We start from the raw sequence: 12,198 nt of genomic DNA, 5'->3' as shown, positions 1-12,198 counted from the left end.
ATTTGCATAATCAAAATTCAAAATAAGATGGCATTAGAAATAACAGATGCTACTTTTGACGAAGTAGTTTTAAAAAGTGATAAACCTGTAGTGGTCGACTTCTGGGCGGCCTGGTGCGGACCCTGCAGAATGGTAGGACCTATCATTGACGAAGTCAGTAATGAATACGACGGTAAGGCCGTTGTTGGAAAAGTAGATGTGGACAGCAATCAGGAATACGCTGCAAAATTTGGTGTCAGAAATATTCCTACCGTGTTGGTTTTTAAGGACGGTGAGATTGTTAGCAGGCAAGTAGGGGTATCGCCAAAGAAGGTGTACACCGATGCAATAGACGCTGCATTATAATATTTTTTTAATCATATATACGAAAGGCCCGGGTGAAAATTCGGGCTTTTTTTGTTCTCATATCCGTATCTTCGGACAATGGATCTGCAACAACATCTGGAACAAAGCGGACTATTTCAAAACCTGGAATTGCTTGCCAAACAGGTAGTGGAAGGATTTATAAGTGGGATACACAAAAGTCCGTTTCACGGATTTTCAGCGGAATTTGCAGAGCATAAAATTTACAATACCGGGGAGAGCACCAAGCATATCGACTGGAAGTTATACGGTAAGACAGATAAGCTCTACACCAAGAGATATGAGGAGGAGACCAACCTCAGATGCCATATGATCCTAGACAACTCGGCTTCTATGTACTATCCGGAAGTAAAAGAGCTGAATTTAAACAACCTCAACAAAATAGGGTTTGGAGTACTGGCGATTGCTGCCCTGATGAACATCCTGAAAAAGCAGCGCGACGCCGTGGGTCTCAGTATTTATTCTGATGTCTATTCTCATTATTCCCCTGAAAAAGGTAGTGAACGACATCATCAGATGTTGCTGGCCCGTTTAAACGAAGTAGGTGTAGGTGGAAAAAAAGGAGGAGGAACAAAAACCTATACCTATTTGCACCAGATTGCAGAAAAATTAAAGCGACGCAGCCTGGTATTTTTGTTTACCGATATGTTTCAGACCGAAGCAGAGGATGAGCAGTTATTCGATGCACTCCGGCATCTGAAATACAACAAACACGAGGTGGTTGTATTTCATTTACTGGATATGGAAACCGAATTATCCTTTAATTTTGAGAATACACCAAAGCGATTTAAGGACGTAGAAACAGGAGTTCATGTTGATCTTTTTGCCGATACGATAAAAGAGGCCTATGAAAAAGAGGTCCACGCCTTTATGAATGAATTAAAACTTACCTGTGCCAAGTATAAGATCAAGTATGTCCCAGTGGATATCAGGGAGCAATTTTCCAAAGTCCTGAATACTTTTATGATTGAAAGGCAGGCATTTGGATAGGCCATTTTTATTTTAAAAAAATTGTTTGTGTAATTAAAGAAGCAACGTATATTTGCATCCGCCTACGCACCACTTAGGTGCAGGGTTAAACAAACTCGCTTTTTTAAAGCAGTTGTAGCAAGATTTGAATCTGACTGTTGTCAGAGTTTCGCTTAAGTCGGGATAAAATCATTGGTCTGGTAGTTCAGTTGGTTAGAATACCTGCCTGTCACGCAGGGGGTCGCGGGTTCGAGTCCCGTCCAGACCGCAGAGAAGCAGAGCCCTTCACACGAAAGTGTGGAGGGTTTTTTCATTTCGAAGCACTTGAGCTTGCTCAAAAGTGCGAAGAAATGGAAAAAGACTACTGCCTGCGACAGCAGGCAGAAGGGCTCGGGCACGCTTCTCTGCTGGGCCACCCCTTTGGGAGGATTCCGATCCACCGAAGTGTTTCACGAAGGTGGGGAGGAAAACAATCCCGTTAAAAGGAAATTCCAAATGTCAAATTCCAAATTCCAAATACCAATCGTGGCCATGAAGCAAACAGGAAGGGCTCGGGCACGCTTCTTTTCAAAACATTTAATTTAGATTCGATCTACATGCCTTATGGTCTAAAGATTTGTGAGTCTATGACCTCGTTCAACTTTAATCATTTAATTCCGTAAATTAGGTGACAAGACTACCAATCCAATCACTAGCTTAATTTGACCAGGCTTAAATAACTCGTTTTTAATGAAAAAAGTAGCAACCTTTGGCGAGATCATGTTACGACTTGCACCTCAGGGATTTCTTAGGTTTTCTCAGGCAAACTCTTTTGATATTATGTATGGAGGAGGAGAATCCAATGTAGCTGTGTCTTTGGCCAATTATGGAGTTCCAGTCGATTTTGTAACGAGACTCCCTGAAAACGATATCGGGCATTGTGCCTTGATGGAAATGCGCAAAAGAGGGGTGGGAACCGACAAGATTATTTTTGGAGGTGACCGTTTGGGTATATATTTTCTGGAAACAGGAGCTGTAAGCAGGGGAAGTAAAGTAATCTATGACCGCGCCCATTCCGCCATGGCGGAAATTGAGAAAGGGATGGTCGACTGGCAAGCTGTTTTCAAGGAAGTTGAATGGTTCCACTGGACAGGTATTACACCAGCGATCTCGCAGGGTGCTGCAGATGCGTGTTTAGAGGCAGTGAAAGTCGCCAGCGATATGGGAGTAACTATTTCAACTGATTTAAACTACCGTGCTAAACTCTGGAAATATGGGGGAGACAGGGAGGCCATTATGTCTGAACTGACTTCCTATTGTGATATCATTCTCGGAAATGAGGAAGATGCAGAAAAGCATTTCGGAATAAAGACCGAAGGATTGGATATTACCACTCAGGGAGAGCATGTGAAAGCCGAAGCTTTTCTTTCGGTCTGCGAGCAGTTGATGAAGCGATTTCCAAAGGCTAAAAAGGTGATTATAACACTAAGAGGATCTCTATCTGCATCTCACAATACCTGGGCGGGAGTACTCTACGACGGGAAGACGATGTACAAATCTCCCGAATACCAGATCACACACATTGTGGATCGTGTAGGAGGGGGAGACTCTTTTATGGGAGGTCTTATTTACGGTCTTCTTGCCTATCCTGGTGATGATCAGAATGCGCTCGATTTTGCCGTGGCAGCATCCTGTTTAAAGCATACCATAAAGGGCGATGCCAACCTGGTTACCGTAGAAGAAGTTAATAAACTAATGGGGGGTGATGCCTCCGGCAGGGTCGCAAGATAAAAACTATGGCAAAGTATTCCAGAATAGAAGTTGCAAATGCAATGAAGGATACCGGAATGGTACCTTTGTTCTATCATCCGGATGTTGAATTGGGAAAAAAGGTTATCAAAGCCTGTTATGATGGCGGTGTGCGATTGATGGAATTTACGGCTCGTGGAGATTTTGCCTTCGAGGTATTTTCAGAATTGAACAAATATGCTTTAAAAGAATTACCGGGTATGATCATGGGTGTTGGCTCCATAACCGATGCCGGTGCTGCCTCAATGTTTATGCAAATGGGCGCTAATTTCGTTGTCACCCCATCTTTGCGTGAAGATATAGCCCTGGTCTGTAATAGACGAAAGGTCCTGTGGTCGCCTGGCTGTGGTTCCCTCACCGAAATCAACAAGGCTGAAGAAATGGGATGTGAAATTATCAAGGTTTTCCCCGGTTCTATCTACGGACCTGGTTTTGTCAAAGCTATCAAAGGTCCACAACCCTGGACAAGTATCATGCCAACTGGCGGTGTAAGCACCGATGAAGAAAATCTTAGGGCCTGGTTCGAGGCTGGGGTAACCTGTGTGGGCATGGGTTCTAAACTTATCTCCGCTGAGATTATAAGCACAAAAGATTTTGAAAGACTTGAAACAATGGTTCGTGATACCCTAAGAACTATTGCCGAGATTCGCTCCTGATTTGATATATAATAAGGGTAATAATCGCAGGGAAAATCTGCAATAAATGTGGTTATTCCTTAATCTATTAAAAGATGAGCGTCAATAAATGCACTTATCTGTTGCTGAAGGTCCAGGATATCTGCCTCGCTCCAGTCGTCTCCATGCCCTCCTTCATAAACGGTAAAGGAATGTGTGACTCCAAAGATGGTTAATGCCTCATCAAGGGCCTCTCCATTGCCCAGGGGCACGAGTGGATCCTGATCCCCATAGAACATGGCTACAGGACTACTCGATAAGCTCACATTAAAAACCGGACTGGTCGCCTCGGCATAATTGGTGCCCTGAGGGTACTGGCTTTCATCTACAAAGAGTGACAGGGCCAGATCAAAATTCGGGTCTTCAGAAAAGAAAGGGTGGGTAAAGTCTGTTGGGCCAACAATATCCACAACAAATTTCACCAGGTCTTCTATATCATAACCAAAATCGTACATCAGGGATAGGTGGGCGCCTGCACTAGTGCCTATTAAACCAAATTCTGGGAGGAGCTGTAATGTTTCTTTTTCAGCGGTAATTTTATCAATGACCTTTCCAATATCAAGGAACTGGTTGGGGAAGGCAGGGATAACCGGAGTTACACCGGCCAGGACATAATTCATATTAACGATCGCATGTTTTGGATGCCGTTCCTTAATCAGTTCAATAAAAGGTGTCATACTTGCCTTATCCCCCTCAACCCATCCACCACCGTGAACCAGAAGGATCACTTTGGTCTTCTCAGATGAACGGTTAGCAGGCAGATAGATATCGTAAATTTGCTGTGGGTTTTCTCCAAAAGACACGTCCAATAAGGACAATTCTTCCAGCGGCAGGACTACCTCTTCCTCAGGAATAATAGTATCATCCTCAAAGGAAGAAGAACAGGAAATGGCAAGCATTCCCAACAAAAGGATTACCCAGTTTTTAACTCCCTTATTATTCTTCATTTGATAATTGATCCCTAAACAGGTTTAATAATTCGCCTTCGATTATCAAAGATATCATTTGTCTGCTGTGATTCACAGCTTCTGGATTAGTTTTCATTTTTGCCCGATATATGGAGTTCTTCGTCTGTCAGTTGTTTATTTGTTTTAGCTAACGGACTCCTTTTGTTTGCTGTTTTCATCTCCGCATAGCGGGGGTCCTGAATATAATCCTGCTTTTGCATCTTTATCACCTCGATGCTCAGAAAACCAAATTCGCTCACCACCTTCCCGTAAAAACGGTAGATCCCCCTCCCCCTGAAATGGTATTTGGCCGCCACCGGGGGAAATAAGACCGTATCGAAAACCTCCCCGTGCTGGTCTACCAGGGTGGCAAAGTTCATGCGCTTACCGGTATGGGTCTTGGTGTTCTTTACCGTCACCAGGTAACCGTAGATATCGATATACCCACCCTCACAGGCAGGGAGGTCTTTGCTTCCGTTGTCATTTTTGGGAGCATCCTTTAGTAAATGGAAGGGACTGCAGAGGCAGAACCCCAGCAACTCCAGTTGGGTAAAGGCCATTTCCAGATCGGTAGTATGGAGTCTGGGGATCTCAAAATCCTGGTGGGTCGGGGGGAAGAGTTTGGGGTGGTCTATGGTATTCCCCTTAGAGAGGAAAAGGTGGGCCTGCCACAAAAGCTCATGCTTGTTGACCTCCGTAAAGCGAAAGGCGTTTATACGGATCAGGATACTGATCTGTTCAATGGAAATTACCACCCGGTCTAAAAAGTCCTCCAGGGAAGTGAACTTCCCATCCTCCTGCCGTTCTTTCAGGATGCGGTCCATCACACGGGACTCCAGTTCTTTCAGGTACATAAAGCCAAGGTAAATTTCCTTGCCGTAGATACAGTTTACTGCCATACTTTTATTGACGCAGGGGGCGTGGATAACAGCCCCCAGCATACGCGCCTCGTGTACGTAGAATTCAGAGCGGTAGAACCCACCGCCGTTGTTGAGTACTGCCACCAGATATTCGAGGGGGTAGTAGGCCCTTAGAAACAGACTTTGATAGCTCTCCACTGCGTAAGAGGCAGAATGCCCTTTGGCAAAGGCATAGCCTGCAAAACTGGCCACCTGATGCCAAATCTCATGGATCAGCGCTTCCTCATATCCCTTACTACGGCAATTGTCAACAAACTTGTCTTTGATCTTCTGAAATTCCTCTCGCGAGCGGTACTTACCACTCATCCCCCTTCGGAGCACGTCGGCTTCCCCCAGGCTAAGGCCGGCAAAGTAATGAGCCACCTTGATGACGTCTTCCTGGTAGACCATCACCCCGTAGGTCTCGGGCATGATATCGAGCATTACGGGATGTCCCTTCTCCTCTGCCCTCCCGGGGTTGCGATGCCTTAGTATGTATTCCCGCATCATCCCACTTTGTGCTACCCCAGGCCTGATAATAGAACTGGCAGCCACCAATCCCAGGTAGGTATCTACCTCCAGTTTTCTCAACAGCATCCGCATGGCCGGGGATTCTACATAAAAGCAGCCCATACACTGAGCCGATCGTATAATACTGTTGATGTTGGGATCTTGCTTGAATTTCCTGATATCGTGGATGTCGATACCGGCGTATTCTTCAGGCTGGTTGAGGGCCAGGATCTGTATGGCTTCCTTGATCTTAGCCAGGCCCCTTTGCCCCAGGATGTCGAACTTATACAAGCCTACGTCTTCAGCGATCACCATGTCGAACTGCACAGTGGGGAAGCCCTTGGGCGGAAGGTGGGTGGCGGAAAAACTATGCAGGGGTTTATCGCCGATCAGGATACCCCCGGCGTGGATACTCAGATAATTGGGCATGTCCTTGATGAGATTTCCGTACTTCAATACTAAAAGCGACACCTCATCTAAATCCTCAGGCTTGTAGTGCCCCTCACAAAGAAAGTCAATCTCCGCCTTGGGCAGGCCAAAGACTTTCCCCAGTTCCCGGATCACGCCCCTCGATTTAAAGGTGACGTAAGTCCCCAGCAGGGCTACATGCTGAAAGCGGTCAAAGATGTACTGCGTAATTTCTTCGCGGTCTTTCCAGGAGAAGTCGATATCAAAATCAGGAGGATTGGTACGGTAGAGGTTGATAAAACGCTCAAAGTAGAGGTCGAGCTCTATGGGGTCCACATCGGTAATCCGAAGCAGGTAAGCTACAATGCTATTGGCCCCGCTCCCCCGCCCCACATAGTAAAATCCGCGTTTACGGGCTTCGGTGACAATGTCCCAGTTGATCAGGAAGTAGGAAACAAATCCCTTTTCTTTGATGAGTTCCAATTCCTTGGCAAGTCGTTCCTGTATCTTGTCATCAACCACCGGATAGCGGTACGGCAGGCCCTTGTAACACAATTTTTCCAGGAGGTTTTCATCGGCCTCCCTGCTTTCCATGTAGGTGCTGAGGTTCTGGGATTTGCGTTCCGCCGAAAAATCGAAGCAGATACTACAGTTGTGCATGAGTTGCTCCGTATTCTTCAGGATAAAGGAATATTCGGAAAAGACATCGGCCAGGTTGCGCACGGGGAACATTTTGTCGTCGGGGGAAGCTTCCTCTTCCTTGGGGAGTTTGCTCAGCAAGACATTGTTATCTATGGCCCTAAGCAGGCGATGCGCATTAAAGTCTCGCTTATTGCGGAAGGTAACAGGTTGCTGCAGCAGCAGTTTGTCTTTGTGTTCCATAAGTCGGGAAAAGGGCAGCCTCCTCAGGTCTGTTACTGAGATACCGATGTATTCATGCTCATGGAAATGGTACTGGTCATTGAGCAGTACTTTTTCAAAGGGGTAAATGACAAATGCATCCCGAAAGGCCGGGGCCCGTTTCGGGAATTCCTTTTCCTGGTGGAGGTGTTCCGAGAGGAAATCGTTGAGTTCCCTGTACCCTTCGTTGTTTTTTGCGATACCTACAAAGCAGGCTTCCACCCCGTTCCGAAAATCGATCCCCAGGATGGGTTGTATCCCAAAATCGGGAGCCCTTCTTACAAAGTTGAGGCAGGCCGAGGTGTTGTTGATATCGGTAAGGGCAAGGCGTGTGACTTCGTTCTCCTTGGCGAGTTCCAACAGGGCCACTTCGGAGAAGGTTCCGTAGCGTAGGCTATAGTATGTGTGACAGTTTAAATACAAAGTATAAATTCCAAATCTCAAATCCCAAATTCCAATCAAGGATTTGGATTGATCTCGTTTACTTTAAAATGTCTTTAGTCCGTGAGGTTCTATTAATGATGGCAGAGAGAATCATTTTTAATTCTAAAGCTTCGTTTATTAATGTGTTTACTTCTTTATCATAGTTGGGATTGCTATCTTTTAACAACCTTAACCAATAATGTGTTTCTTTAGCTTCTTTTCTAGCTATTTTGAGTCTCATCGAAAAATCTCTCTCTCCTAGTTTTTCATTGGCTTCAATATAATTGGCTCCTATGGAGCCAGAAGATCTGATCAACTGCTTCCCATCTTCAATGTTGCTCAACGTATTTGGTAAGGACTTCACAAAAAGTCTGCAATCTCTTGCAAACAAATAAGTCCGTTCTTCCAGATCATATACTTTATTATTTTTCATCATTTCATTTTTTGGAATTTGGAATTTGGAATTTGGTGCTTTCTACTGTTTCCTGTGAGCCAACACAATGGGAGGCTGCCCATTAAAGGGGTTCACCATCCTCCCGATGGTCTTGGCTCCCATGCCCGAGGCGCGTATGACACTCTTGTCCCCAAAACGCTTCCGGAGGTGGTCCATGGCCGCGTACAGATTAAGGGCTTCCTCGGTGTCTTCGAACAAATTGATCTGGTAATTCCCCGGAACCAGATGACTAAACCTGATTCCGATGAGTCTAACCAGCATCCGTTTGTTGTACAGGGTATTGAACAGTTCCAGGATCCTGGGGATCAGGATATGGTCTGCGCTGGTATAGGGAATACGCATTTGTTTGGAATAGGTGTTGAAATCTGAGTAACGCACCTTTACGGCAATGCAGGCGGTTAATTTTTCCCCACGCCTGAGCTGGTAGGCCAGGTTCTCCGTCATGGCAATCAGGATTCCCCTCAGCTTGGCTACATCAATGGTGTCCCTGTCAAAAGTACGTTCGGTGGAGATCGATTTGCGGTCTGAAAAGGGGATGACGGGGGTATTGTCTACCCCATTGGCGCGTTTCCAGATCACCTTGCCGTTGGCGCCCAGTACCCGTTGCATGATATCGACGGGCATTTCCTGTATGGTCTTTACCTGCCGCAGGCCCAGGTTGCGCAGCGTCTGATAGGTCTTATCTCCCACCATGGGGATTTTTTTGATGGAGAGGGGGGCCAGAAATCGTTTTTCGTATCCGAAATCTATCTTTAGCTGGTTGTTGGGTTTGGCCTCGTTGGTAGCTACCTTGGAGACCACTTTGTTCACAGACAGCCCAAAGGAAATAGGAAGGCCTGTTTCTTTCATAATACTCCTCCGCAATTCGGAGGCGTACTGGTAGCAGCCAAAAAATCGGTCCATGCCCGAAAGGTCTGCATAGAACTCGTCAATACTCGATTTTTCAAAGACGGGGACTTTCTCTTTGATGATGTCGGTCACCAGGTCGGAATGTTTGCTGTAAGTACCTGCGTTACCCCGGATTACTACGGCTTCGGGGCAGAGTTCCCGTGCCATTTTCATGGGCATGCCCGAATGCACCCCAAAGCCACGGGTCTCGTAGCTGCAGGCAGCCACTACACCCCGGTCACTGGTACCTCCCACCAGCAGGGGTTTGTTCTTTAACTCACTGTTGATGAGTCGTTCTACCGACACAAAAAACGTGTCGAGGTCCAAATGTAAAATGGTCTTTTGCATACTATCCAAAAAGGATAGCTAAGTTATGGAATATTTCCAAATACATGGATTATTTCCATGTTAAAAATATATATGCAAAAAAGAAAGGCCGTACATAAAAGTACAGCCTGTATTGAAACTAAAAAAAGTTGGTTGATCTAAGTCAGAGCGACTGGAAAGCGTTGATGATCAGGAATACCATAAAGGAGATGAACAAACATCCCACCAGGATAAACAAATCAATGATATCAAACTTTCTTCGCATTAGGAATATCCTCTGGACTTACCTTAGTCGAATGGGAAACCAGTAAACAAGCGATACACAAAAGCGTACACTACTACCAGAAACATAATCAAACTAAACCATGCAAAAATTTTAAAAAATCTTCGAAGGAAGAAGTTCTCCAGAGCCTTGAAGGCTTCTACATAAATCTCCTTCATGAGTAAAATTGTTTTCATACCTGTCAATTTTTATAGGTTAAATTCAAATCGTTACTCACAAAGCTATGGGGTACATATAAGGGAGGAGGGAATTTTGGTTCAGGCAACAGAAAAAGAGGGTAAACGACCTGTTATAAACCGAATATCCATGAGAAACCGCGGTTTATCGAAGGCTACTTTTTATGCCTCATCCGATATGATACGTGGGATGATCGATAAACTGCATAAAACATTAATCAGGGTCAACAGGAACACAGAAATTTGCCTGAGCTGACATATATCATAGGCATTTTGAGCCGGCAATCTTAGATTTTGATCAAAAAAATAAAGGGCCTTCATTCAATTTCGTCCTACTATATTTTCAATACGAACCATGGGAAAAGGATATAAAATTCTGTTCTGGCTACCCAGGATCCTGGCCATCCTGGCCATACTGTTTATAAGTATGTTCGCCCTGGATGCCTTTCAACATGGAATAACGTTATGGCAGCAGATCGTAGCCTTTCTCATGCACCTCGTCCCCTCCTTTATCCTGCTTGCTGTGCTGATCATCGCCTGGAAACGGGAACTGCTTGGGGGCATTATATTTTTGATCCTGGGACTAGGGATAAGTCCGTTTGTCTTTCTCCACAATTACCAAATGAACCAATCAGTCTGGATGAGTCTTGGGATCATCTCAATGATCACATTTCCTTTTGTCCTTGTGGGCGTTCTGTTTCTTGTAGGTCACAGACCCAAAAAAAAGCAAGGTACTCGCTAAAGTTACCGCAAGATTGTATCTCCAGGTAACATCGCCTTCGTAGAGCTACTAAAAAAAGACAAGTTCAAAACTCGCAGGGATTGCTTTCTTTCAGAAAGCTTCCCTTCAAACTCGTTTTGAAAACCACAAAATGGTTCTTTTCCAGGGCAATCAACATGGTCATTTCGAATCAAAATTCAATAAATGGGTAATTTGCCATAAATTAAAAGGCTATTTATCGAATTTTCATGATAAATATCCGCCTAATGGGATTAATCCAAAAGGAAAATCTTAGTATTACTATCCGCTAATAATCTTAATGATCCATTCTAAATATGAATGCTTACTTATTCCCAGGTCAGGGCTCACAGTTTCCAGGAATGGGAAAAGATTTATATGAAAAGTCCAAAATTGCCAAAGAATATTTTGAAAGAGGCAATGATATTTTAGGATATTCAATTACTGATGTAATGTTTGAAGGATCTGCTGAAGATCTGAAACAAACAAAATTTGCTCAACCTGCAATCTTTTTACATTCGTTTATTCTTGCTAAAACTCTTGGCAATGATTTTAATCCCAACATGGTTGCAGGACATTCCATGGGTGAGATAACAGCACTTGCCGCTGCAGATGCATTAGATTTTGAGTCGGCTATAAAATTAATTTCGAAGCGTGCTTTATCTATGCAAAAAGTTTGTGAAGTACAAAATACCGGTATGGCAGTTGTAGTTGGATTATACGACGTCATTGTAAAGAATGTCTGTGACAAGATAGACGGAATTGTGGTTCCTGCTAATTACAATGCTCCAAATCAAGTTGTTATTTCCGGTGAAATGACAGCTCTTAAAGAAGCTTGTGAAAAATTAAGGCCAGGGGCTAGAAGAATTGTTTATCTGCCCGTTAGCGGCGCATTTCATTCTCCTTATATGAATCCAATAGTTGAGGAGTTCAGAGAAGCAATTGAGGAAACAAAATTTAGTAATCCGAAATATCCTGTTTATCAGAATGTCACTGCACGTCCGAGTAACACAATAGAATTAATCAAGAAAAACTTAATAGATCAATTGACACATCCTGTAATGTGGAGACAAACTATTCTCCATATGGTAGAGGATGGAGCAACGGAATTTATAGAAATTGGCCCTGGTAATTTTTTAAAAGGACTCGCTCTTCAAATCAAGAAAAAATTCCAAAAGGAAACACTGCAAAAGTAAGGGTTAGATTGTATCCTTTGGTAACATCGCCTTCGTAGAGCTGCCAAAAAAGACTAGATCACAAATCGAGGAAGATCAAGCTGCCAGAAGTAAGCATCAAAACTCTCAGGGATTGCTTTCTTTCAGAAAGCTTCCCTTCTAGCTCGTTTTGAAAACCGTAAAAGGAAACGCTACGGCAAATGAAGGAAGGTCAAGCGCTAAAAGTAAGCATCAAAACTCCCAGGGATTGCTTTCTTTCAGAAAGCTTCCCTTCT

11 protein-coding genes and 1 tRNA gene are annotated in these 12,198 nt (G+C 44.2%); 7 read left to right on the top strand and 5 right to left on the bottom strand.

Annotated elements, in window-relative coordinates:
* The first annotated feature begins 27 nt into the window (after nucleotides 1–27).
* From trxA to ACA086_RS14095, 5 genes are all read left to right on the top strand, one after another.
* Nucleotides 28–345 (top strand): thioredoxin, encoded by a 318-nt coding sequence (gene trxA / locus ACA086_RS14115; RefSeq protein ID WP_371003994.1) that lies wholly within the window; start codon nucleotides 28–30, stop codon nucleotides 343–345.
* Nucleotides 346–423: 78 nt separating this feature from the next.
* Entirely contained in the window at nucleotides 424–1,353 is a 930-nt protein-coding gene (locus tag ACA086_RS14110; protein ID WP_371003993.1) for a DUF58 domain-containing protein, read from the top strand.
* Nucleotides 1,354–1,526: 173 nt separating this feature from the next.
* A tRNA-Asp gene (locus ACA086_RS14105) sits at nucleotides 1,527–1,600 on the top strand.
* A gap of 461 nt (nucleotides 1,601–2,061) precedes the next feature.
* Nucleotides 2,062–3,102 carry a PfkB family carbohydrate kinase gene (locus ACA086_RS14100; RefSeq protein WP_371003992.1) on the top strand — a complete coding sequence of 347 codons (1,041 nt, stop codon included), beginning with the start codon at nucleotides 2,062–2,064 and terminating at the stop codon, nucleotides 3,100–3,102.
* 5 nt (nucleotides 3,103–3,107) lie between these two features.
* A complete protein-coding gene (locus ACA086_RS14095) occupies nucleotides 3,108–3,776 on the top strand; it encodes a bifunctional 4-hydroxy-2-oxoglutarate aldolase/2-dehydro-3-deoxy-phosphogluconate aldolase (RefSeq protein ID WP_371003991.1) in 669 nt (222 codons plus the stop codon).
* A 59-nt stretch (nucleotides 3,777–3,835) separates the two neighbouring features.
* Here ACA086_RS14095 and ACA086_RS14090 read toward each other — a convergent pair whose 3' ends face one another.
* The 5 genes from ACA086_RS14090 to ACA086_RS14070 all read right to left on the bottom strand — a co-directional run bounded on the left by ACA086_RS14090 (nucleotide 3,836) and on the right by ACA086_RS14070 (nucleotide 10,009).
* Nucleotides 3,836–4,741: an alpha/beta hydrolase fold domain-containing protein gene (locus ACA086_RS14090; protein ID WP_371003990.1), complete on the bottom strand. Its 906-nt coding sequence runs from the start codon at nucleotides 4,739–4,741 to the stop codon at nucleotides 3,836–3,838.
* 86 nt (nucleotides 4,742–4,827) lie between these two features.
* Nucleotides 4,828–7,881, bottom strand: a complete 3,054-nt coding sequence (locus tag ACA086_RS14085) for a DNA polymerase III subunit alpha (RefSeq protein ID WP_371004055.1) — start codon at nucleotides 7,879–7,881, stop codon at nucleotides 4,828–4,830.
* 58 nt (nucleotides 7,882–7,939) lie between these two features.
* Nucleotides 7,940–8,317, bottom strand: a complete 378-nt coding sequence (locus ACA086_RS14080) for a four helix bundle protein (RefSeq protein WP_371003988.1) — start codon at nucleotides 8,315–8,317, stop codon at nucleotides 7,940–7,942.
* A 39-nt stretch (nucleotides 8,318–8,356) separates the two neighbouring features.
* On the bottom strand, nucleotides 8,357–9,571 hold the full coding sequence (gene dinB, locus ACA086_RS14075) for a DNA polymerase IV (RefSeq protein WP_371003986.1): 1,215 nt from the start codon (nucleotides 9,569–9,571) through the stop codon (nucleotides 8,357–8,359).
* Nucleotides 9,572–9,838: 267 nt separating this feature from the next.
* Nucleotides 9,839–10,009 carry a DUF6747 family protein gene (locus tag ACA086_RS14070; RefSeq protein ID WP_369746795.1) on the bottom strand — a complete coding sequence of 57 codons (171 nt, stop codon included), beginning with the start codon at nucleotides 10,007–10,009 and terminating at the stop codon, nucleotides 9,839–9,841.
* A gap of 355 nt (nucleotides 10,010–10,364) precedes the next feature.
* Between ACA086_RS14070 and ACA086_RS14065 the strand changes: the two genes are divergently transcribed.
* Together ACA086_RS14065 and fabD are read left to right on the top strand one after the other, a co-directional pair.
* Complete coding sequence (locus ACA086_RS14065; RefSeq protein WP_371003985.1) at nucleotides 10,365–10,751, top strand: hypothetical protein; 387 nt, start codon at nucleotides 10,365–10,367, stop codon at nucleotides 10,749–10,751.
* 314 nt (nucleotides 10,752–11,065) lie between these two features.
* Complete coding sequence (gene fabD, locus ACA086_RS14060; protein WP_371003984.1) at nucleotides 11,066–11,944, top strand: ACP S-malonyltransferase; 879 nt, start codon at nucleotides 11,066–11,068, stop codon at nucleotides 11,942–11,944.
* Nucleotides 11,945–12,198: the final 254 nt, after the last annotated feature.

The organism is Muriicola sp. E247 (assembly GCF_041358175.1).
Classification (GTDB): Bacteria; Bacteroidota; Bacteroidia; order Flavobacteriales; family Flavobacteriaceae; genus Muriicola.
This window is presented reverse-complemented; position numbering and strand designations above follow the sequence as displayed.